The sequence below is a fragment of the Actinomycetospora sp. NBRC 106378 genome, from assembly GCF_030269685.1.
Classification (GTDB): Bacteria; Actinomycetota; Actinomycetes; order Mycobacteriales; family Pseudonocardiaceae; genus Actinomycetospora.
Genome location: NZ_BSTT01000006.1, coordinates 166,079 through 188,237 on the forward strand (window position 1 = coordinate 166,079; position 22,159 = coordinate 188,237).

The 22,159-nt window shown below is 73.2% G+C and carries 20 protein-coding genes; 3 read left to right on the forward strand and 17 right to left on the reverse strand.

The window, feature by feature from the left end:
* Nucleotides 1–18: 18 nt before the first annotated feature.
* The 4 genes from QSK00_RS15890 to dxr all read right to left on the reverse strand — a co-directional run bounded on the left by QSK00_RS15890 (nucleotide 19) and on the right by dxr (nucleotide 5,908).
* Nucleotides 19–2,103: a S9 family peptidase gene (locus QSK00_RS15890; protein ID WP_285592098.1), complete on the reverse strand. Its 2,085-nt coding sequence runs from the start codon at nucleotides 2,101–2,103 to the stop codon at nucleotides 19–21.
* A gap of 29 nt (nucleotides 2,104–2,132) precedes the next feature.
* Entirely contained in the window at nucleotides 2,133–3,299 is a 1,167-nt protein-coding gene (gene ispG, locus QSK00_RS15895; protein ID WP_285592099.1) for a flavodoxin-dependent (E)-4-hydroxy-3-methylbut-2-enyl-diphosphate synthase, read from the reverse strand.
* A gap of 67 nt (nucleotides 3,300–3,366) precedes the next feature.
* Nucleotides 3,367–4,683, reverse strand: coding sequence for a M50 family metallopeptidase (locus tag QSK00_RS15900; RefSeq protein ID WP_285592244.1), 1,317 nt, complete (start codon nucleotides 4,681–4,683; stop codon nucleotides 3,367–3,369).
* Nucleotides 4,684–4,735: 52 nt separating this feature from the next.
* On the reverse strand, nucleotides 4,736–5,908 hold the full coding sequence (dxr, locus tag QSK00_RS15905) for a 1-deoxy-D-xylulose-5-phosphate reductoisomerase (RefSeq protein WP_285592100.1): 1,173 nt from the start codon (nucleotides 5,906–5,908) through the stop codon (nucleotides 4,736–4,738).
* A 120-nt stretch (nucleotides 5,909–6,028) separates the two neighbouring features.
* Between dxr and QSK00_RS15910 the strand changes: the two genes are divergently transcribed.
* On the forward strand, nucleotides 6,029–6,331 hold the full coding sequence (locus QSK00_RS15910; protein ID WP_285592101.1) for a DUF2631 domain-containing protein: 303 nt from the start codon (nucleotides 6,029–6,031) through the stop codon (nucleotides 6,329–6,331).
* On the opposite strand, the gene QSK00_RS15915 is transcribed toward QSK00_RS15910, so the two are convergent.
* Nucleotides 6,328–7,725 carry an FAD-dependent oxidoreductase gene (locus QSK00_RS15915; RefSeq protein ID WP_285592102.1) on the reverse strand — a complete coding sequence of 466 codons (1,398 nt, stop codon included), beginning with the start codon at nucleotides 7,723–7,725 and terminating at the stop codon, nucleotides 6,328–6,330. The two genes, QSK00_RS15910 and QSK00_RS15915, sit on opposite strands and share 4 nt — an antisense overlap.
* Nucleotides 7,726–7,753: 28 nt before the next feature.
* Between QSK00_RS15915 and ligD the strand changes: the two genes are divergently transcribed.
* Nucleotides 7,754–8,698: a non-homologous end-joining DNA ligase gene (ligD, locus tag QSK00_RS15920; RefSeq protein ID WP_285592103.1), complete on the forward strand. Its 945-nt coding sequence runs from the start codon at nucleotides 7,754–7,756 to the stop codon at nucleotides 8,696–8,698.
* Nucleotides 8,699–8,776: 78 nt separating this feature from the next.
* Here ligD and QSK00_RS15925 read toward each other — a convergent pair whose 3' ends face one another.
* From QSK00_RS15925 to rpsB, 12 genes are all read right to left on the reverse strand, one after another.
* Nucleotides 8,777–9,256: a hypothetical protein gene (locus QSK00_RS15925; protein ID WP_285592104.1), complete on the reverse strand. Its 480-nt coding sequence runs from the start codon at nucleotides 9,254–9,256 to the stop codon at nucleotides 8,777–8,779.
* Nucleotides 9,257–9,560: 304 nt separating this feature from the next.
* A complete protein-coding gene (locus QSK00_RS15930) occupies nucleotides 9,561–11,087 on the reverse strand; it encodes a hypothetical protein (RefSeq protein WP_285592105.1) in 1,527 nt (508 codons plus the stop codon).
* Between the two features lie 308 nt (nucleotides 11,088–11,395).
* Nucleotides 11,396–12,868: a hypothetical protein gene (locus QSK00_RS15935; RefSeq protein ID WP_285592106.1), complete on the reverse strand. Its 1,473-nt coding sequence runs from the start codon at nucleotides 12,866–12,868 to the stop codon at nucleotides 11,396–11,398.
* A 259-nt stretch (nucleotides 12,869–13,127) separates the two neighbouring features.
* Nucleotides 13,128–14,393, reverse strand: a complete 1,266-nt coding sequence (locus QSK00_RS15940; RefSeq protein ID WP_285592108.1) for a GNAT family N-acetyltransferase — start codon at nucleotides 14,391–14,393, stop codon at nucleotides 13,128–13,130.
* Between the two features lie 7 nt (nucleotides 14,394–14,400).
* A complete protein-coding gene (gene rlmN / locus QSK00_RS15945) occupies nucleotides 14,401–15,501 on the reverse strand; it encodes a dual-specificity RNA methyltransferase RlmN (RefSeq protein ID WP_285592245.1) in 1,101 nt (366 codons plus the stop codon).
* Nucleotides 15,502–15,515: 14 nt separating this feature from the next.
* Nucleotides 15,516–16,211, reverse strand: a complete 696-nt coding sequence (locus QSK00_RS15950) for a hypothetical protein (protein ID WP_285592109.1) — start codon at nucleotides 16,209–16,211, stop codon at nucleotides 15,516–15,518.
* 63 nt (nucleotides 16,212–16,274) lie between these two features.
* A complete protein-coding gene (locus QSK00_RS15955) occupies nucleotides 16,275–16,985 on the reverse strand; it encodes a class I SAM-dependent methyltransferase (RefSeq protein ID WP_285592110.1) in 711 nt (236 codons plus the stop codon).
* Nucleotides 16,985–17,854: a phosphatidate cytidylyltransferase gene (locus tag QSK00_RS15960; RefSeq protein ID WP_285592111.1), complete on the reverse strand. Its 870-nt coding sequence runs from the start codon at nucleotides 17,852–17,854 to the stop codon at nucleotides 16,985–16,987. Before QSK00_RS15960 ends, QSK00_RS15955 begins: the two co-directional genes overlap by 1 nt.
* A 29-nt stretch (nucleotides 17,855–17,883) precedes the next feature.
* Complete coding sequence (frr, locus tag QSK00_RS15965; RefSeq protein WP_018334812.1) at nucleotides 17,884–18,441, reverse strand: ribosome recycling factor; 558 nt, start codon at nucleotides 18,439–18,441, stop codon at nucleotides 17,884–17,886.
* 12 nt (nucleotides 18,442–18,453) lie between these two features.
* Complete coding sequence (gene pyrH, locus QSK00_RS15970) at nucleotides 18,454–19,218, reverse strand: UMP kinase (RefSeq protein ID WP_285592112.1); 765 nt, start codon at nucleotides 19,216–19,218, stop codon at nucleotides 18,454–18,456.
* 84 nt (nucleotides 19,219–19,302) lie between these two features.
* Nucleotides 19,303–20,118, reverse strand: coding sequence for a translation elongation factor Ts (gene tsf, locus QSK00_RS15975; RefSeq protein WP_285592113.1), 816 nt, complete (start codon nucleotides 20,116–20,118; stop codon nucleotides 19,303–19,305).
* A 76-nt stretch (nucleotides 20,119–20,194) separates the two neighbouring features.
* Nucleotides 20,195–21,205, reverse strand: a complete 1,011-nt coding sequence (gene rpsB / locus QSK00_RS15980) for a 30S ribosomal protein S2 (protein WP_285592114.1) — start codon at nucleotides 21,203–21,205, stop codon at nucleotides 20,195–20,197.
* 329 nt (nucleotides 21,206–21,534) lie between these two features.
* Here rpsB and QSK00_RS15985 point away from each other — a divergent pair, with 329 nt between their 5' ends.
* Entirely contained in the window at nucleotides 21,535–22,083 is a 549-nt protein-coding gene (locus QSK00_RS15985) for a M23 family metallopeptidase (RefSeq protein ID WP_285592116.1), read from the forward strand.
* Nucleotides 22,084–22,159 lie beyond the last annotated feature (76 nt).

Consider the following 22,159-nt stretch of genomic DNA (forward strand, 5'->3'; position numbering starts at 1 on the left):
GGCGGGCGTCTCGTCTGTCTAGACCAGGGCCGGCCGCGTCCACTCCCGCCCGAGCACGTGGTGGTCGAGGAACGCGAAGACCGTCGAGTACCAGACCTTGACGTCGCCCGGCTTGAGCACCCAGTGGTTCTCGTCGGGGAAGTACAGGAACTGCGACTCCACCCCGTGGCGCTGCAGGTCGTACCAGAGCCGCAGCCCCTCCCCGATCGGCACGCGGTAGTCCTTGTCGCCGTGGATCACCAGCATCGGCGTCGTGATCGACGAGGCGAACCGGTGCGGCGAGTGCTCGTCGTACCGCTCACGGTCGGCGATCGGGTCGCCCCACTGGCGGGTCCAGTGGTACGAGCCGTCGGTGGTGCCGACGAAGCCGTCGAGGTGCCAGATCGAGGCGTGCGTGACGATCGCGTCGAAGCGGTCGGTGTGCCCGGCGACCCAGTTGGCCATGTAGCCGCCGAAGGACCCGCCCATCGCCGCGGTGCGCGAGGCGTCGATCTCCGGGAGCGCCTCGGTGGCGTCCGTCAGCGCCATCAGGTCCGTGTACGGCAGCCCGCCCCACGCCCCGGACGAGACGTCCATGAAGTCCTGGCCGTAGCCGGTCGAGAGGCGCGGGTCGGGCAGCAGCACCGCGTAGCCGCGGGCGGTCGCCGTCCACGGGTTCCACCGCCAGGTCCAGGCGTTCCACGAGTTGAACGGGCCGCCGTGGATCCACACCAGCAGCGGGTGCGGCCCATCGCCCTCCGGCAGCGCCAACCAGCCCCGCAGGGCCGCCCCGTCGGAGCCGGTCGCGGTCACCTCGGTCATCGAGCCCGGCAACGGATCGATCTCCGTCGCCCCCGGCAGCGTCGTCGGGTCCTGGTCGGCACCGTACGGGTCGAGCCGCACCGGGGTCGGCGGCGCGTCGGGCGCCGAGCGGAGGGCGTAGAGCGCGCCGCCCTCGGGCGTCGGGACGACGTCGGAGTAGGCCCCGGAGCGCGTCAGCCGGACGGTCTCCCCCGTCGTGATCGACACCCGGAACACCGGGCAGTGCCCCTGCTCGTCGCCGGTGACGTACACGGCGTCGCGGTCGGCGGCACCCACCACCGACTGCAGTGTGAGGCGCCCCTCCGGCAGGACGACGGTCGTCTCCCCGCCGTCGAGCGGCCGCGCCAGCAGCGTGTGGGCGGGGGCGCGGCCGGGCTGCGCATGGCGCTCGCGGATCCACAGCAGCCACCGGCCGTCGGGCGTGATCGTCGGCCGCTCGTGGTCGACACCGGGCTCGTCCGCCACCACCTCGGCCTCCGACCCCCGCCGCACCTCGAGCCGGACCCGCACGGCCGCCGGGTCCTCCGCGTCGCGGACGTCGACGGCCACCGCGAGCGCCTGCCCGTCGGGGCTGATCGCGTGTTCGCGCAGCCGCTGTCCGGGCTCCAGCGGGTCGACGACGACGGCGGCCGGCGCCAGCCGGTCCGCCGCAAGCGGCTCGTGGACGCGGATCTGCGGGCGCCCCGGCCCGAGGTCGTGGTCCCAGAACCGGACCGGGTAGCGGGTGTGCAGGCGGGCGCTCACCCCGGCCTTCTTCCGCGCGGCGCGCAGCGCACCGGCAGGGTCCTCGTCCTGGTCGGCGGGAGGGTCTCCCACCTCATCGGTCGAGCTCCGCTGCGCTTCGTCTCCCACCTCATCGGTCGAGCTCCGCTGCGCTCCGTCTCCCACCGGCACCGTCGTCGCGACCACGACGTGTCCGGAGTCGCGGGCGACCTGGAACGCGGAGACGCCGTCACCCGCCGTCAGGACCCGCCGGGACTCGCCGCCGTGGTGCGGGAGGACCCAGAGCGCGGACGGCTCGTCCTCCGCCGCCTCGGACGACGGGTCGGGGCGCCCCGAGGTGAAGAAGAGGTCGCCGTCGGGCGCGAACGCCGCCGAGGCCTCCCCCTTCGAGGACCGGGTCAGCCGCCGGGCCGGCTCCTCGCCGCGCGGGTCGATCTCCCAGACCGAGGTGACGTACCGCGTGGCGTCGGGCGAGAGCTCGGCCGCGGTGGTGACCAGGCGCGCGCCGTCCGGCGAGAGTGCGAGCCCGGCCTGGCGGCGGGTGGCGACGAAGGTGTCGAGGTCGTCGAAGGTGCTCATCGCCCCGATCACACCACGGGCGAAGCCACCTAGCCGACCGTGACCGTGGGCGCCCCGCCGGCCACGCCGCCCGCCAGCTCCTCGTCGGAGCCGGCCTCCTCGGCGAGGCGCATGGCCTCCTCGATGAGGGTCTCGACGATCTGCGCCTCCGGCACGGTCTTGATGACCTCGCCCTTGACGAAGATCTGGCCCTTGCCGTTGCCGCTGGCGACCCCGAGGTCGGCGTCGCGGGCCTCACCCGGACCGTTGACGACGCAGCCCATGACGGCCACCCGCAGCGGGACCTCCATGCCCTCGAGGCCGGCGGTCACCTCGTCGGCGAGCTTGTAGACGTCGACCTGCGCGCGCCCGCAGGACGGGCAGGACACGATCTCGAGCTTGCGCGGCCGCAGGTTCAGCGACTCCAGGATCGACAGGCCCACCCGGACCTCCTCGATCGGCGGAGCCGACAGCGAGACGCGGATGGTGTCGCCGATGCCGCGGGACAGCAGCGCGCCGAACGCGGTGGCGGACTTGATCGTCCCCTGGAACGTCGGCCCGGCCTCGGTGACACCGAGGTGCAGCGGGTAGTCGCACTGCTCGGCGAGCAGCTCGTAGGCCCGCACCATCGTCACCGGGTCGTGGTGCTTGACCGAGATCTTGATGTCGTGGAAGTCGTGCTCGCTGAACAGCGAGGCCTCCCACAGCGCCGACTCGACGAGCGCCTCGGGCGTCGCCTTGCCGTACTTGGCCATGATCGACGGCTCGAGCGACCCGGCGTTGACGCCGATGCGGATCGGCGTGCCCGCGTCCTTGGCGGCCTTGGCGATCTCGCCGACCTTGTCGTCGAACTTCTTGATGTTGCCCGGGTTCACGCGCACGGCCGCGCAACCGGCGTCGATCGCGGCGAACACGTACTTCGGCTGGAAGTGGATGTCGGCGATCACCGGGATGTTGGACTTCTTCGCGATCGCCGGCAGCGCCTCGGCGTCGTCGGCGCTCGGCACCGCCACGCGGACGATGTCGCAGCCCGCGGCGGTGAGCTCCGCGATCTGCTGCAGGGTGGCGTTGATGTCCGACGTCAGCGTCGTGGTCATCGACTGCACCGACACCGGGTGGTCGCTCCCGACGCCGACGCCGCCGACGTCGAGCTGGCGGGTCCTGCGCCGCGGCGCCAGCACCGCGGGAGCCTCCGGCATGCCGAGGTCGATCGTCATGCCTCCACTATGCCGAAGCCTTCCCGACGATGCCGTGGTCGGCACCGTGACGCCGACTGCTGTTCACCTACAGCGGCAGCTTGATGGGGTTGACGATGTCGGCCAGGATCACGAGCCCGCCGTAGAGCATGATCACGACGGCGAAGGCGTACGCGACCGGCATGAGCTTGGCCATGTCGACCGGCCCCGGGTCCGGGCGCCCGCGCATGCGGGCGATCCGCTTCTTCGCGGCCTCCCAGAGCGCCGGGACGATGTGCCCGCCGTCGAGCGGGAGGATCGGGAGCAGGTTCAGCAGGAACAGCGACACGTTCACCGCGGCGAGCAGCTGCAGCATGAACGCGATCTCGCCGGCGACCGGGTTGTCCGAGGCGAGGACCTCACCGCCGAGCACCGACACCCCGACCACGCTCACCGGACCGTTCACGTCCCGCTGCTCCCCGAGGAACACCGCGCCGAACAGCGCCGGGATCTTGGCGGGCAGCGCGAGGATGCTCTGCACGGCGCGCACACCCATGTCCCCGACGTAGCCCGCCACCTGGACGGGGTTCTGCCGCGTGACCGGCTGGATCGGGCTCAGGCCGAGGAAGGACCCCGTGACGTACTTCGGCGCCGACGGGTTCTGCACGGAGTCGAGGTCGAGCAGCTGGGTCTGGATGAGCCGCGGGTAGAGCGTCAGCGTCCGCGACCCGCCGTAGGGAAGGGGTCGGTCGATGACGACGGGGACGGTGCCCGAGGCCGCGCGGATGGCCTGCTGCATGTCCGCCCACGAGTCGTACGAGCGGCCGTCGAAGCTGACGATGCGGTCGCCGGCCTGGAAGCCGGCCTGCGCGGCCGGGGTCAGCGGCGCGCCGGGCGGGCACTGGTCGGTGGTCGTCGCCTGCGACGCGGGGACGACGCACTTGCTGACCGAGGAGACGACCGGCTGGGCGGTCGGGATGCCGAAGCCCATCAGCACGATGATGAAGAGCACCGCGGCGAGGATCAGGTTCATGAACGGCCCGGCGAACATCACGACGATGCGCTGCCAGGGCTTGCGGGTCCAGAACTGCCGGTCCTCGTCGCCGGCGCGGATGTCCTTGGCCGAGTCGGCGCGGACGTCGTCGATGAGCCCCTGGAAGGGACCGGACCGGCGGCTGCGGCCGATCCGCTCGCCCGGCGCCGGCGGGATCATCCCGATCATGCGGATGTAGCCGCCGAGCGGGATCGCCTTGATCCCGAACGAGGTCTCACCGCGCTGCCGCGCGAACACCGTCGGACCGAACCCGACCATGAACTCGGGCACGCGCACCCCGAAGCGACGGGCGGCGACGAAGTGACCGAGCTCGTGCCAGGCGATGGAGAACAGCAGACCGATCGCGAAGAGCACGATCCCGAGGACGAGCATCACGGAGCGCCACGGTAGCGGGCGCCCCGGTGATCTCGGCGTGGGGCGGGGCTCAGGCCGCCAGCAGCTCCCCCGCCCGGGTGCGGGCCCACGCCTCCGCCGCGTACACGTCGTCGACGTCGCGCGGGTCGCCCGCCCAGTCGGTGGCCGCGCCCAGGACGTCGGCGACGGTGTCGACGATCCCGAGCCACGTGCCGCGGCCGGCGAGGAAACCCCGGACGGCCTCCTCGTTGGCGGCGTTGAACACGGCCGGGAGGCAGCCCCCGGCGGACCCGGCGGCGCGGGCGAGGTCGACGGCGGGGAAGGCGGCCACGTCGAGCGGTTCGAAGGTCCACGAGCGGGCGGCGGCGAAGGTCTCGCGGGGCGAGGCGCCGGGCAGGCGGTCGGGGAAGGCGAGCGCGAGGCCGATCGGCAGGTGCATGTCGGGTGGGCTGGCCTGGGCGATGGTGGCGCCGTCGGCGAAGGTCACCATGGAGTGCACCACCGACTGCGGGTGCACCACCACGTCGATCCGCTCGTAGGGCACGGCGAACAGCAGGTGCGCCTCGATGAGCTCGAGCCCCTTGTTCACCAGCGTCGACGAGTTGAGCGTGACGACGGGGCCCATCGCCCAGGTGGGGTGCGCGAGGGCGTCGTCGAGCGAGACCGACGCGAGCTCGGCGCGCGAGCGACCGCGGAACGGGCCCCCGCTCGCCGTCAGGACGATGCGGTCGACCTCGCCGAGGGCGCCGGAGCGCAGGCACTGCGCGATCGCCGAGTGCTCGGAGTCGACGGGGAGGATCTGCCCCGGGGTGGCGGCGCGGGTGACCAGCGGCCCGCCGGCCACGAGCGACTCCTTGTTGGCCAGGGCCAGCGTCGCCCCGCTGCGCAGCGCGGCCAGCGTCGGCGCGAGGCCGCGGGAACCGTCGACGGCGTTGAGGACGGTCGTGCCCGCGGCGCCGCTGCCCGCCAGGTCGGTCAGCGCCGTGGTCCCCGCGAGCACCTCGGCGTCGCTGCCGGCCGCCCGCAGCGCGTCCGCGACCGCCGCGCGGGCGCCCTCGTCGGCCACGGCCACCGTCGGGACCCTGAACTCGGCGGCCTGCGCGGCCAGCAGCTCGGGACGGCCGCCGCCGGCCCCGAGACCGGTGACGGTGAAGCGGTCGGGGTTCGCGCGGACGAGGTCGAGCGCCTGGGTGCCGATCGATCCGGTGGAACCCAGCAGGACGACGGGGCGCGCGGTGCTCATCGCCGCCCATCCTGGCGTGACCCCGGGCGTTCGGCGCGGTCACCCGCCCCACGAACTGCCGTGGGCCGTGCCGACCGATAGATTGGCCGCCGAACCACCCATCTCGACCAGGAGGACCCCGTGGCGAGCTCGAGCCCGGCCCGTCAGGCCCACGGTGACGTCGCGAAGGGCGACTCGCACCGGGCCGTCGTCGTCAACGGCGTCTCCTCCGACGAGGAGCCCTCGGTCGAGTGGGGCTGGCACGGCCACTACCCGAAGGTCGCGCACTTCGCGGGCTTCGCGGTCGCGGCGATCTGCCTGATCATGCTCTGGGGCAACCACGAGGGACGCCAGGAGGACATCTGGCTCGTGGTGATCGCGATCGCGTTCTTCTCGCTCTCGCTCGGCGCGATCATCCGCAACCGGACCTCCTGGCGGCGCTAGACCGGGCTGCGCGGGACGTCGTCCTGCACGGCCTTCGCGCCCTTGCGCGCGGCGACCAGGACGGCGTCCCAGGTCGGCGAGAACGGCGGGGCGTAGGAGAGGTCCATGAACGTCATCTCCTCGAGCCCCATCCCGTTCCAGATCGCGGTCGCGAACACGTCGATGCGCTTGGCCGAGTTGGCCCGCCCGACGATCTGGGCACCGAGCAGCCGACCCGAACGCTCCTCGGCGATGACCTTCACCGTCATCATCTCCGCGCCCGGCATGTAGCCCGCGACGTTCGACGACTCGATCGTCGCCGTCACGAACCCGTAGCCCGCGGCCCGCGCGTCCTTCTCCCCCAGGCCCGTGCGGCCGATCTCCAGGGAGCACACCTTCGAGATCGCGGTGCCGAGGACGCCGGGGAAGGTGCCGTACCCGCCCGCGAGGTTGGTGCCGATGATCCGGCCGTGCTTGTTGGCGTGCGTGCCCAGGGCGATCGCCACGCCCTGCTGCGAGAGCCGGTGGTGCACCTCGACGCAGTCGCCGCCCGCCCAGACGTTCTCGTGCCCGACGCAGCGCATCCGCACGTCGGTGACCAGCCCGCCGGACCGCCCGACGGCCAGCCCCGCCTCCCGCGCGAGCGACACGTTCGGCGCGACGCCGAGCCCGATCACGACGATGTCCGCGGAGATCGCGCCGTCGCCGGTACGGACCGCGGCCACGCGCCCGTCCTCCCGGGTGTCGAAGCCCTCGACGGAGGTGCCGGTCAGCACCGTGATGCCCATGTCCTCCATGGCGCCCCGCACGATCGCCCCGAGGTCCGGGTCGACCTGGGTGAACGGCTCCGGCGCGCGGTCGACGACGGTGACCTCGAGCCCGCGGGTGAGCATCGCCTCCGCCATCTCGACACCGATGTACCCGGCCCCGACGACGACGGCCCGGCGGGCCTGCGAGGCGTCGAGGTCCTTCACGACCTGCTCGCCCTGCTCCAGGGACTGCACCCCGTGGATGCCCTCGGCGTCGATCCCCTCGAGCGGCGGGTAGACCGGGGTGGCACCCGTGGCGAGGACGAGGTCGTCGTACTCCAGCTCGCCCTCCGACCCGTCGTCGAGCGCGCGGAAGGAGACGACCTGCCTCTCGACGTCGATCGCCGTGGCCTCGGTGCGCATCCGCACGTCGATCCCGGCCTCGCGGTGCTGTTCCGGGGTGCGGGCCACGAGGTCGTCCCGCTCGGTCACCTCGCCCGCGATCCAGTAGGGGATGCCGCAGGCGGAGTAGGAGGTGTAGTGCCCCCGCTCCAGGACGATGACCTCGGGGGTCTCACCGCCGTCGGCCGCCGTGTGGCGCAGCACGGTGTTGGCCGCGCTCATGCCGGTGGCGTCGCCGCCGATGACGACGATCCGACGGGTCATTCGGATTCCCCTCCGCTAGCGTGCGCTCGTGGCTGAAGCAGCCGAGCTCGTCCTCGCCGGCCGCACGGTGCGGCTCACCAACCCGGACAGGGTGTATTTCTCGGCGCGCGGGGAGACGAAACTCGATCTCGCGCAGTACTACGTCTCCGTCGGCGACGGCATCGTCAACGCGCTGCGCAACCGTCCCTGCATGATGCACCGGTTCCCGAGCGGGGTGGACGGCGAGAAGGTCCACCAGAAGCGGCTGCCCAAGGGTGCGCCGGACTGGGTGCCGACCGTGCGGGTCCGCTTCCCGCGCTACAACCGCACCGCCGACGAGCTCTGTGTCTCCTCGCTCGCCGACGTCGTGTGGGCCGTGCAGATGTCGACCGTCGAGTTCCACCCCTGGAACTCGCGCGCCGCCGACGTCGAGTCGCCCGACGAGTGGCGCATCGACCTCGACCCCCTGGAGGGCGTCGGGTTCGACACGGTGCGGCAGGTCGCCGCGGTGGTGCACGAGGTGCTCGACGAGCTGGGCGCGGTCGGCTTCCCGAAGACCTCCGGCGGCTCGGGCCTGCACGTCTACGTCCGCATCCGCCCGGAGCACTCGTTCGGTGAGGTCCGGCGCGCCGCCTGGGCGTTCGCGCGCGAGGTCGAGCGCCGCGCCCCGAAGCTGGTGACGACCGCCTGGTGGCGCAAGGACCGCGAGCCCGGCACCGTGTTCGTCGACTACAACCAGAACACCCGTGACCACACGATCGCCAGCGCCTACTCCGTGCGCGGCACACCGCTCGGGATCGTCTCGGCACCGGTCACGTGGGACGAGATCGCGCAGGCCGAGCCGGCCGACTTCACGATCGCGACGATGCCCACGCGCTACGCCGAGCTCGGCGACCTGCACGCGGGCATCGACGAGGCCGTGTTCGACCTGTCCCCGCTGCTGGAGTGGGCCGACCGTGACGAGGCGTCCGAACCGGAGGCGCCGGAGGTCTGACCCGTCCCGACGACGGAGGTCGGCGCGCCCCCGGCGCGCCGGTCCCCGTCGTCAGGAACCCGTCGTCAGGAACCCGGATCAGGCCCCGGGCAGGCTGTCGAGCGCCGAGAGGTCCGGGGTCAGGGCCTCGGGGCTCAGGCCCTGGGAGAGGTCGTCGGCGGTCGGCAGGCCCTTGGTGAGGGTGTCCCCGAAGGCGGTCGGGTCGGTGGGGAGCGTCGAGAAGCTGGTGAGGTCCCCGGCGGACGGGAGCGCGGCGAGCCCCTGGGTGAGACCCGGGATCTCGCTGACCGACGTGAAGCCCGGCAGCTTGTCCAGACCCGGGATGTTCACCCCGCCGACGGCCTTCGCGACGGTGGCGGCGGCGTTGGCCGCGTTCAGGCCTGACTGCGCGCCCGCGAGCCCGGCCTGCGTTCCCGCCTGCGCGGCGGCGTCGGCGGCGGCGATCGCGCCGTTGACCCCGGGCGGCGCGACCGGCGCGGCGGACGCGATCCCGGCGGTGGACGCCAGTCCGGCTCCGAGGACGGCTGCACCGACGACGGCGCGACGGACGATCGACATGCGAGTTCCCCTTTGGACAGAGCCTGGTCACGGAAAGCGACCGGGCGTGACGGAGCGTCCAACGCGGGCTACACGTCGCTTGGTACGTTTCTCGACACCGCGTGATCAGATCGGGTGAGGAACCCTCGTTGCGGCCGGGGAATCGCGCTCCTCCCCGTAGCAGGAAAGCGTCGTTGCTGTCACGGCGTGACAGCAACGACGCTTTCCTGCCGCGGGGTGGGACCGGTTCCCGCGGGGCGGCGAACGACCACGGGCCCGGTCCCGCTCGCGAGGAGCGGGGCCGGGCCCGTGGTGGCCGTGCCGGTCAGCCGGTCGTGGCGCCCAGTCCGAGGCTCGTGGTGATCCCGTCGAGCAGCCCGCCGATGTTGAGGAACAGGTCGCCGCCCGCCCCCGGAGTCTGGCCCGCCCCGGCGATGCCGAGGAAGTTGACCAGGGCGGTCACGAGCCCCTGCAGGTCGACGCCGGTGCCGGTCCCGGTGCCGGTGCCGGGCAGGTCGCCGATGCCAGTCCCGGTGCCGGGCAGGTCGCCGATGCCCGTCCCGGTGCCGGTGCCCGTGCCGGTGCCCGTCCCGGTGCCGGTGCCGGTGCCGGTGCCGGTGCCCGTGCCCGTGCCCGTGCCCGTGCCGGGCAGCGTGCCGGTGGTCGGGTAGTCGAACGGGAAGCCCGGGCTCTCGAGCGGAGCGAGGCCGGCGGTCAGGGCGTCGCGGATGGAGGCGGCCAGGTCGCCGGCCGAGGCGCCGGAGGGCACCGTGACGACCGGGAGGCCGCCGACGGTCCCGCTTCCCGTGCCGCCGCCGGCGCCGAGGCCACCGCCGAGGCCACCGAGGTCGCCCAGGTCGCCGGCCAGGCCGCCGCCGAGGAGACCTCCGAGCCCGGTACCGGTCGCGTCCCCGCCGGTGCCCGTCCCGGTGCCGCCGAGGGCACCGCCGCCGAGGCCGAGCCCGAGGTCACCGAGCTGCCCCCCGAGGCCGAGGCCGAACAGGCCGCCGGTGCCCGTGCCGGTCGCGTCCCCGCCTGTGCCGGTACCCGTCCCGCCGAGCGCACCACCGCCGAGTCCGAGACCGCCGAGACCACCCAGGTCCCCGCCGAGCCCGAGACCCAGTCCGCCGTCGCCGGTCCCCGTGCCGCCGGTGCCCGTGGTGCCGCCGGTACCGGTGCCCGTCGTGCCGCCGGTGCCCGTCGTGCCACCGGTGCCGGTGCCCGTCGTGCCGCCGGTGCCGGTGCCCGTCGTGCCACCGGTACCCGTCGTGCCGGTGCCGGTGCCGGTGCCGCCGGTCGTGGTCGTCGTGGTGGTGCCGTTGGTCGTGGTGACGGTCGTGGTGTTGCCGTTGACGATGGAGCCGCCGGCGGTAGCGACGTTGTTACCGCTCAGGATCTCGTTGTCGTTCCCGATGTCGCTGGTGTTCCGCGACGTGATCGTGATGTTCCCGCCGGTGGTGTCGCCGAGTCCGCCGCCGCGCGTCGTGCTCGTCGCCGTGATGTGGTTGGACGACCCACCCGAGCTCTGGCTGACGGTGGACCGGGTCGAGCTGGACGCCGAGCGCGTCGACGCCGAGCGGGTCGATGCCGACCCCGAGTCCGAGGACGACGAGCCGGAGTCGGCGCTCCGGGTCCCGGCCGAGGAGGACGTCGAGGAGGACGACTTCGAGCTCTTCTGCGAGCCGGACTGCGAGCTCGAGTGCGAGGAGGAGTGCGAGCTCGAGTTCGAGGAGGTGTGCGACGACGACCCGGACGAGCCGTCGTCGGTCGCCGCCGAGGCGATGCCGGCGGAGACGGTGAGGCCCGTGGCCACGATGGCGGTGGCGACCGCGGCACGGCGGACGATGGGCATGAGGGCTCCCTGGGATGAACTCCGGATCGCGACTCCCCGCAGTCGCTTGGTGACGCAGAGCTAATCCCCCGTTCGGCCGAGTGCGCGACCGGACGGCCACCAGGTCGCCCCGTTCGAGTGAGCCGAGGCGCCCGGTAATCGTGTGGGATCACGACGGGGTGTCGCCGCCGTCTCCGACGGGTCGCGCCCGGTTCGTCGCCTTGCGGTGTCCTCGTCCCGTCGGGGACGGCACCCCCGGGAACGCACGAAGGCCCCGTCCCGCACCTTCCGGTGCGGAACGGGGCCCTGATCCGAGCGGTGGCCCGTCGTCAGAGGACGCTGTCGACCACGTCGGAGACGGCGTCACCGGCGTCGCTTCCCGAGTCGCTGCTGCCCGAGTCGCTGCTGCCCGAGTCACCCGAGTCTGAGTCGCTCAGCACCGGCACGTCCGCGTCGACCAGATCACTGTCCGAACCACTGTCACCCGAGTCCGAGTCGCTCAGCACCGGCACATCCGCGTCGACCAGATCACTGTCCGAACCACTGTCACCCGAGTCCGAGTCGCTCAGCACCGGCACATCCGCGTCGACCAGATCACTGTCCGAACCGGTGTCACCCGAGTCCGAGTCGCTCAGCACCGGCACGTCGGCGTCGACCAGGTCGTTGTCGGACGTGGTGTCACCGGAGTCGGTGTCGCCGACGATCGGCAGGTCCGCGTCGACCAGGTCGTCGTCGGAGCCCGTGGTGCCGCCGGTCTCGCCACCGATGGGCAGATCGGCGTCGACGAGGTCGTCGTCGGAACCCGTGCCCGCGTCGGTGTCGCCACCGATGGGCAGGTCGACGTCCACGCCGTCGTCGTCGGAGCCTCCGGTACCCGGACCGTCGCCGAGCGGGTCGCCGAGGTCGATCCCGCCGTCGCCGGTGCCGGGCAGGTCACCCGGCAGGCCGGGGAGCCCGTCGTCCGTGCCGGTGCCCGGGGCGTCGTCGGCTCCGTCGCCGGTGCCGGGCAGGTCGCCCGTTCCCGGCAGGTCACCCGACCCGTCGTCCACACCGTCACCCACACCGTCACCCGTGCCGTCGTCGGTGCCGTCGTCGGTACCGGTCCCGGGCAGGCCGCCCGTACCGCCGCCGGTGCCGGGGAAGCCACCGTCACCGAACGGGAAGCCCGGGCCGAACGGCGATCCGCCGGGCCCGAACGGGAAGTCCTCACCGAACGGCGAGCCCCCGGGACCGAACGGGAAGTCGTCCCCGAAGACGTCGTCGAGGTAGTCGGAGTAGTCGTAGTCGGGGATGGTCGGCGTGGTGCCGCCGGTCCCGGTGCCGGCGCCCGTCCCGGTGCCGGGGAACGTCGGGAAGGCCCCCACGCCGCCGTTGCGGTAGAAGTCGCGGAGCGCGTCCGCGTAGACCCGGGCGGCGTCGGCCTGATGCTGGGCCTGGGCCCGGGCCTGGTCGATGGCCTCCTGGACCGAGGCGGCGAAGTCGGCCGGTGAGATGCCGGTCGACGGGATCGTCACGGTGCCCAGGGCGTCGGTGGCGGCCGTCGGGGTGGCCGTGCCGGTGGTCGTGTCCGTCGTCGTGGTCGTGTCGGTGATCGTCGTGGTGTCACCGTTGACGATCGTCCCGCCGAGCGCGACGTTGTTGCCGGACAGGATCCGGTTCCCGTTGCCGATGTTGCTCGTGTTGCGCGCGGTGATCGTGATGTCCCCGCCGGTGGTGTCCCCCAGCCCGTTCCCGACGGTCGTGTTGCTCGCCGTGATCCGGTTCTGCGAATCAGCGGCGGCGAGTCCGGTCGTGGTCCCCAAGCCCGTGACGACGATCGCGGCGGCAGCAACTGCGCGGCGTGCGGCGTTCAATGGATTCGACTCCTCGTATCGCTGGCGTTGCGACTCCCCGCAGTCGCTTCGTGACGCAGAGCTAATCCCCGAACGGCCTAACGGCGCACTCCCTCCCGGAACGGGACGAACCGTGTGGGTGACCTAAACGAGCGGTAAAGCGTCCACCAAAGGCGTGGCATCACGGCACGGTCACGAACGGACAGCGACGAAATCACCGGCGAGAACGTCAGAAACGGGTGCCGTTCCACGGCACCGAGGGGGCCGCGAGCATGCGTGCGAGCCGCGCTGCCGCCCCGGCGGAGCGTTCGTCCAGCCGGTTCGCCCGGACGAGCACCCGCGGGTCCACTCCCCCGAGCGCCACGGCTCCCAGCGTCGACGCCGTCAGCACGACGTCGGGTTCCCCGGACGCGGGCCCGACGGCGGGTGCGAGCCGGTCGTGGGTGTCGAGGCGCCACCGTCCCCGGGCGTGGCCGAGCGGGTCGTCGACCTCGATCACGAGCGCGTCCTCGGTCGGGTAGCGCCGGGCCCGCAGGAGGGCGGGGACGTCGAGGACCCTCAGCCACAGCATGGGGCGGCTCTCCCCGGCCACCACCGCGCGCGGGTCGGTGAGCAGCCACGGCAGCGGCTCGTCCACCGACGCGTCGGGCCAGCTCACGGTGCCGACGAGGTCCTGGGAGCAGAGGTGGCGCCACAGCTCGGTGTAGGCGGTCGAGGTCAGCGCCTGGAGGTCCACCACGCCGAGCGTCGCCGACCCGGTGGCGTACCAGCTCTCCTCGACCCGGATCACCGCGTAGCCCGCGGGCCGGCCGTCGTCGTCCCGCCAGACCACCGTCTGGCGGAGCCGGTCGGGTTCCAGGCCGTTCCACGGGCCCGCCCCGACCAGCACCTGGTCCCATTGCGACGCGAGCCGTTCGAGGGCGCCGGGGTGCCGGCGGCGGGCGCGGTCGTGGATCGGGAGGGTCAGCGCGAGCGCCGCGTCCGGCCGCTCGACGATCTCGAGCGACCCGCGGGGACCGGCGTCGCGGAAGTGCGCGCGAGCGGTGTCGACCGTGATCCGGCGGGTGTACGTGGCGAGCCCGAAACCCCAGCGTTCGTAGAGGGCGCCCTGGGTGGAGGTCAGCACCGCGGCGACCGCACCGGCCCGGGCAGCCGCTCCGAGATCCTCGGTGAGCAGCCGGTCGGTCAGCCCGCGCCGCCGGTGGGTGGAGCGCACCCCGATGCCGGTGACCGCGTCGGCGAGGACCTCCCCGCCCGGCAGCGTCAGGCGGGCGTCCCAGGAGCGCAGCGTGGCGACGGGCGTCGGGTCGGGGTCGGCGTACGCGCCGCGCAGGCGGTTGCCCTCGAACGCCACGCCCACCCGGGCGAGCGCGTCGGCCTCGAGGCGCGGCCCGAGGAACGCCGCCAGCTGCGCGCGGGTCCACGCGACCGTGCCCGCGTCGGCCGAACCCTCGATGACGCGCGGCGAGAACGTCCGCACCTCCGGCGTCACCACCGGGAGATCATCCCCCGGTGGCGGCCAGCTGCCCGCACGCGGCGGCGATCTCGCGGCCCCGCGTGTCGCGGACGGTGCACGCCACCCCGCCGTTGCGGACCCGCCGCACGAACTCCGCCTGCACCGGAGCGGGGCTCGCGTCCCACTTCGAGCCCGGCGTCGGGTTGAGCGGGATGAGGTTGACGTGCACGAGCCGGCCGAGGTGCTGCGAGGCGAGCTTGGCCAGCAGGTCCGCGCGCCACGGCTGGTCGTTGACGTCGCGGATCAGCGCGTACTCGATCGACACCCGCCGCCCGGTGACGTCGGCGTAGTGCCGCGCCGCCTCGAAGACCTCGCGGACCGGCCAGCGCGTGTTGACCGGGACGAGGGTGTCGCGCAGCTCGTCGTCGGGGGTGTGCAGGCTGACCGCCAACGTGACCTGCAGGCCCTCGTCGGCGAGCCGGTGGATGGCCGGGACGAGCCCGACGGTGGAGACCGTCACCGACCGCTGGCTGATCCCGAGCCCCGCGGGCGGCGCGTCGCAGATGCGGTGCACGGCGTCGACGACGCGGCGGTAGTTCGCGAGCGGCTCGCCCATGCCCATGAACACGACGTTGGAGAGCCGGGCGGGGACGCCGTCGCCGAGCGCGCCGTCCCGCGCCGCGGCCGCCGCGGCGCGCACCTGCTCGACGATCTCGGCCGTGGACATGTTCCGCTGCAGCCCGCCCTGGCCGGTCGCGCAGAACGGGCAGGCCATCCCGCACCCCGCCTGGCTGGAGATGCAGACGGTCGCACGGTCCTGGTAGCCCATGAGGACGCTCTCGACGAGCGCCCCGTCGGCGGCCTTCCAGAGGGTCTTGCGCGTCGCGCCGCCGTCGCAGTCGACCACCGTCGTCGGCTCGAAGAGCGCCGGGAAGAGGCTCGCGGCGCTCTCCCGGGCGGCGGCGGGCAGGTCGGTCATCGCCGCCGGGTCGGCCTCCAGGCGCGCGAAGTACTGCCGGGCGATCTGGTCGGCGCGGAAGCCGGGCAGCCCGAGCTCGGTCACCGCCGCCTTGCGCTCGTCGGGGGCGAGGTCGGCGAAGTGGCGCGGCGGCCGGGTGCGGCGCGTCCCGGTGCCGGAGAGGGACAGGACGGGGAGCTCGCTCACCGGACCCGGTCCCGCAGCGACTCGAGCAGACCGATCCGGTCCGCGGCCGAGATCAGCACGAGCACCCCGCACACCAGGCCGAGCAGGCCCTGCGAGACGAAGCCGGAGATCTCCTGCGTGCTCACGATCGCGGCGAGCACGCCGAGGACGGCGAGCGCGAGACCGAGCCACTGCGTCGGGCGCTGCCCCGTCGAACGGGCGAGGGCGAGGAACGCCCCGCCCGTGATCACGGCGGCGACGCCGGGCGCCGCCTCCGACCACGAGATCAGCCCGAGCAGCACCGACACCACGACGACCGCGCCGACCGCGATCCCGCCGAACCGCATGAGGTCGGCCGACCGGGCGCCGTCGAACGGGTGCGACCCGCGGCGCCGGTTCTCGACGAGGATCACCACGACACCCGCGATCCCGACGGCGAGCAGCAGCGTCCCGGCCCCGTCGGCGCCCAGCCCGAGCGTGCCGACGGTCAGCCAGGCCACGCCCACCAGGCACTCGACCAGGACGGGGTCGAGCCGGATCGACCGGCCACCGGCCCCGCGCCCGCTCGACGACGGCGGTCGGCCGCGGGAGGAGCCGGGGGGCGGGCCGTACGACCCGGGCGGCGGGCCGGCCGGTCCGCGACGACCCGGCGCCGGGAAGCCGCCACCGCGGTAGGGGTCACCGGGTCGCTGGCCGGGATGGGGGTACGACACGCCCTCCACGGTAGCCGCGTCCGGTGTGTCGTCGCCGTGGAGGGGCCGGTGATCAGCCGGTCCTCACCCGGCGAGCAGGCCGCTCGGCCGCCGGCGGACGTGGATGCGGTAGGCCACCGGCAGCGCGAGCCCCGTCGTCCCGTTCACGGCCTGGTCGGCGACGGCGGGAGTGAACTCGATCCGCAGCACCGCGGCCATCGTCGACCGGTCGGGAAAACGCCACAGCGTGTCGACGCGGCGGGTGGAGAAGCCCTGCGCCTCGAAGAATCGCACGGCCCGGCGGGGGTCGTAGCCGGGGGCGGAGGCCCGCATCCAGGCCCCGTAGGAGTGGCGGGTGGCGTCGAGGTCGACGACGACGAGCGCACCGCCCGGCCGCAGCACCCGGTCGGCCTCGGCCAGCCCCGGCTCGCAGCCCGGGCCGAAGAAGTAGGCGGTGCGGGCGTGCACGACGTCCGCCGAGGCGTCCGGCAGGGGCAGGGCGGCGGCGCTCCCACTGACGACCGACACCGACGGCAGGTCCGCGCAGCGGGCCCGCGCCCGGGCCACCAGCGGCGCGTGGGGCTCGACACCGGTCACCGAGCGCGCCGTCGTCGCGAACCGCGGGAGGTGGTAGCCGTCGCCGCAGCCGACGTCGACGACGTCCCCGCTCAGGTCGACGCTCGCCACGAGCGCCTCCCAGAGCGACCCGGTGGCGTCCTGCGCGGCGTTCTCGGCCTCGTAGACGTCGGGCCAGCGCCAGATGTTGGGGCTCTCGGCCACCCCCGGGAACGTCATCAGGTGGCGTAGGGCAGGAACACGAACAGCAGGATCCAGGCGACGGGCGCGGAGGTCACGAGCGAGTCGAGGCGCTCCATGAGGCCGCCGTGCCCGGGGATCGTCTGCCCCATGTCCTTGATCCCGAGGTCGCGCTTGACCAGGGACTCCACGAGGTCGCCGATCACGGCGGTGACCACCAGGACGGGCCCGAGGATCAGGCCGTACCACCACGTGCCGTGCAGGAGCAGCGCGACGCAGAGCGAGGCCCCGGTGGCGCCGAGGACCATCGAGCCCGCGAGGCCCTCCCAGGACTTCTTCGGGCTCACCTTCGGGGCCATCGGGTGCTTGCCGAACAGCACGCCGGCCGCGTAGCCGCCGGTGTCGGAGCAGATGACGATGATGAGGAAGGTCAGCACCCGCGCCGTGCCGTCGGCGGGCACCACGAGCATGGCGCCGAACGCCATGCTCATCGGGATCCAGACCAGGACGAGCATCGAGGCGCCGACGTCGCGCACGAAGCCCGCGGCGCCCAGGCGCATCCGCCAGACGAAGCAGCCCAGCACCGTCACCACGAGCGCGCCGAGGATGCCCTCGGGCCCGAACGGCCACGAGAGCCAGATCATCGCCTGGCCGCCGAGGAGCACGGGGACACGCGAGAGACGGATCCCCGCGGAACGGTTGAGTGCCCCGAAGACCTCCCAGATCCCGATGGCCGCGCACACCGCGACGATGAGAATCCAGGTCTGCCGGACGGTCAGGAGGGCGAGCAGGATGACCGCGCCCATGGCAAGGCCGACGCCGATCGCCAGCGGCAGGTTGCGCCCGGCGCGGGAGGACGAGCCACCCGGCCTGGCATCACCGGTCGGGACCGCCACGTCCTCAGCCACCGCTCGAGACCTCCCCGTCAGCGCCCCGCTCAGACCTCGAGCAGCTCGGCTTCCTTGGCCTTGACCATGTCCTCGATCTTGGTGATGTAGGTCGCGGTGACGCTCTCGAGCTCCTTCTCGGCCCGGGCCACCTCGTCCTCGCCGGCCTCGCCGTCCTTGACGATGCGCTGCAGCTCGCTCATCGCGGTGCGGCGCACGCTGCGGATCGACACGCGGGCGTCCTCACCCTTGCCGCGGGCGACCTTCACCATCTCCCGGCGCCGCTCCTCGGAGAGCTCCGGGAAGACCACGCGGATGATCAGACCGTCGTTGGAGGGGTTCACGCCGAGGTCGGAGTCGCGGATCGCGCGCTCCATCACGCCCAGGGAGCTCTGGTCGTACGGCTTGATGATGGCCATCCGCGCCTCGGGCACGCTCACCGAGGCGAGCTGGGGCAGCGGGGTGTAGGCGCCGTAGTACTCGACCTGGATGCGGTTGAACATCGCCGGGCTCGCGCGCCCGGTGCGCACGCCCTGGAGATCGGCGCGCGCGGCGTCGACCGACTTCTCCATCTTCTCCTCGGCGTCGAGGAGGGTCTCGTCGATCACTTCGGGCTCCTCTCAGGACGCCGGGGTGTGGACCAGCGTGCCGATCCTCTCACCCCGGACCGCCCGGGCGATGTTCCCCTCGACCAGCAGGTTGAACACCATGATCGGCATCTGGTTGTCCATGCACAGGCTGAACGCCGTCGCGTCGGCGACCTTGAGGCCCTTCTCCAGGACCTCGCGGTGCGTGATCTCGGTGTACATCGTCGCCGTCGGGTCGACCTTCGGGTCGGCCGTGAACACCCCGTCGACGCCCTTCGCGAGCAGCACCATCTCGCACTCGATCTCGAGGGCGCGCTGGGCGGCGGTGGTGTCGGTGGAGAAGTAGGGCATGCCCACGCCCGCGCCGAAGATGACGACGCGGCCCTTCTCGAGGTGGCGGATCGCACGCCGCGGGATGTACGCCTCGGCGACCTGGCCCATGGTGATGGCGGTCTGCACGCGCGTGTCGATGTGGTGCTCGCGCTCGAGGAAGTCCTGCAGCGCGAGGCAGTTCATCACCGTGCCGAGCATGCCCATGTAGTCGCTGCGCTGGCGCTGCATCCCGGCCTGGGAGAGCTCCTCGCCGCGGAAGAAGTTGCCGCCGCCGATGACCACGGCGATCTGCACGCCCGAGGAGACGACGTCGGCGATCTGGCGGGCGACGGTCGACACGACGGTCGGGTCCACCCCGACCCCGCCGCCGCCGAACATCTCGCCACCGAGCTTGAGCAGGACCCGACGCGTGGGCCCCGAGGTCCAGGTACCGCTGCTGCGTTCGGCCTCGACGGTGCCGGTCACGGTCTCTTCTCCCCTCGTGCGCTGGCGGCGAGCGACCGACGCCGGGCCGGTGTGTGCTCACCGGCCCGGCGTCGGGAACTGCGATCAGGCCTGGCCGACCTCGAAGCGGGCGAAGGTGCGGACGTCGACGCCCGCGTCCTTCAGCACCGCGCCGACCGACTTCTTGTCGACCGACACCGAGTCCTGCTCGAGCAGGACCGTGTCCTTGTAGTAGCCGTTGAGCCGACCCTCGACGATCTTGTCGATGATCTTCTCGGGCTTGCCCTCCTCACGCGCGGTCGCCTCGGCGACGCGGCGCTCGCCCTCGACGACGTCCGCCGGGACCTCGTCGCGGGTGGTGTAGAGCGGGCGGGCCGCGGCGACCTGCATGGCCGCGCCACGGGCGGCCTCCTGGTCGTCCCCGGTGTAGGCGACGAGCACGCCGATCGCGGGCGGCAGGTCCGACGACCGGCGGTGCAGGTAGGTCGCGGTCGGGCCGTCGAGGGTGATGACCCGACGCAGCTCGAGCTTCTCGCCGATGCGGGCCGAGAGGCCCTGCACGGCGTCCTCGACGGTGCCGTCACCCAGCTTCGCGGCCTTGAGCGCCTCGACGTCGGAGACCTTCTCGGCGATCGCGACGCCGAGGATGTCCTCGCCGAGCTGGATGAAGTCGGCGTTCTTCGCGACGAAGTCGGTCTCGGAGTTCAGCTCGATCATCGAGCCGTCGCGGGCGGCGACGATGCCGTTGGCGGTCGCGCGGCCGGCGCGCTTGCCGACGTCCTTGGCGCCCTTGATGCGCAGCGCCTCGATGGCCTTGTCGAAGTCGCCGTCGTTCTCCTCGAGCGCCTTCTTGCAGTCCATCATCCCGGAGCCGGTGGCCTCACGGAGCTTCTTCACGTCGGCGGCGGTGTAGTTCGCCATCGTGTTCCTGTTCCTGTCGGTTCTGGTGGCTGGGTCCCGACGGCGGGTGGCAGCGCCACCCGCCGTCGAGAGGGGGTCAGCGGCCGGCCTGGCCGTTCTCGGGGGTCCCGGCGGCCGGCGCGGCCTCGACCGCGTTGTCGTCGGCACCGCCCGGGGCCTCGGCGACCCCCGCGGTGCGCTCGGGGCGGGCGTCCTCGCCGGTCGGCTGGACCTCGTCGCCCGCGGCGGCCGCGGTCGCCTCGGCCTCGACGCTCGCCACGGGGGCGTCGCCGCCCGCGTCGACCGCGGAGTTCGCCGGCAGGCTTTCCGGGGCGGAGGCGCCGTCGCCGCCGACCGGCGCGAAGTCGCGCTCGGCCTGCGCGTCGGTGCCCGGGTCCTCCTCGTTGCCGCTCTGGCGCTGGCCGCGGGCACGGAAGCCCTCGGCGCACGCCTCGGCGACGACCTTGGTGAGCAGGGCCGCGGAGCGGATCGCGTCGTCGTTGCCCGGGATCGGGTAGTCGACCTCGTCCGGGTCGCAGTTCGTGTCGAGGATGGCGACGACCGGGATGTTCAGCTTCCGGGCCTCGCCGACCGCGATGTGCTCCTTCTTGGTGTCCACGATCCACACCGCGCTCGGGACGCGGGCCATGTCGCGGATACCGCCGAGGGTCTTCTCGAGCTTCTCGTGCTCACGGGTGAGCATGAGGATCTCCTTCTTGGTGCGACCCTCGAACCCCCCGCTCTGCTCCATCGCCTCGAGCTCCTTGAGGCGGGTCAGACGCTTGTGCACCGTCTGGAAGTTCGTGAGCATGCCGCCCAGCCAGCGCTGGTTGACGTAGGGCATCCCCACGCGGTCGGCCTGCTCGGAGATGGCCTCCTGGGCCTGCTTCTTCGTGCCGACGAAGAGCACCGTGCCGCCGTGGGCGACGGTCTGCTTCACGAAGTCGTAGGCGCGGTCCACGTAGGACAGCGTCTGCTGCAGGTCGATGATGTAGATGCCGTTGCGCTCGGTGAAGATGAAGCGACGCATCTTGGGGTTCCAGCGCCGGGTCTGGTGTCCGAAGTGGACACCCGAGTCCAGCAGCTGTCGCATGGTGACGACGGCCATGGTGGTCGTACTACCTCTGTCTCTGGTGCGGTTGCCGCGCCGGTCCGGGTGGTCCGGCGCCCTGGTGCCCCGGCCGCACGGTCCGAATCCCGGTGAGGGGACCGCTCGGTGTACGGGGATGGCTCGCGCTCGGGCGGGCTCGTCGGGGCACGCGAAGTCGACCCACCGGTGGCGGGCCGCTGACGTGCAGTCTACGCGGACGCCGGTTCCGGCCTTCGGTCGGTAGGCCATCGGTGGCAGGAAAGCGTCGTTGCTGTCATGGGGCGGGAGATTCTCCCCTTCGTCGGATTCGCGGGAGCCGCGACGGCGGCCCGTGCGTCCGAGCTGGTGTGAGGCTGCTGCTGGCGTTCCTGACGGCGGGTGTGGTGCTGCTGACGGGCGCGGCGCCCGCGGTGGCCGACCCGGTGCTGCCGTCCATCCCGGTCGGGGCGTTCGGCTGGCCGGTGGGCGGGCTGTCGGCGGGGGCGCCGCCAGGTGGCGGGGTGGCGCGACGCTTCCTGCCCCCGCCGACGCCCTACGGGCGGGGCCACCGGGGGGTCGACCTGGTCTCCGCCGCCGGCACGCCGGTGGCCGCCGCCGGAGCGGGCACGGTGGTGTACGCCGGGATCCTCGCCGGTCGGGGCGTGGTCTCGGTGCGGCACGCCGACGGGCTGCGCACGACCTACGAGCCGGTGCGGGCCCTCGTGACGGTGGGCACGGTCGTCGCGCGGGGGACGGTGCTGGGCACCCTCGATGCCGGGCACGCGGGGTGCGGTGCCCCCGCGTGCCTGCACTGGGGCCTGCGGTGGGCGCACCCGCCCGGCGCGGCCCGGGAGCAGTACCTCGACCCGCTGCTCCTCGTGGGCCTCGGGCGCACGCGCCTGTACCCGACGGGGTGATGGGGTCGGCCGGGCGGCGCCGAGGTGCACAACAGGCAGGTCCGGCGGCCCGTGAACCTGCCCCACGTCACCCTCG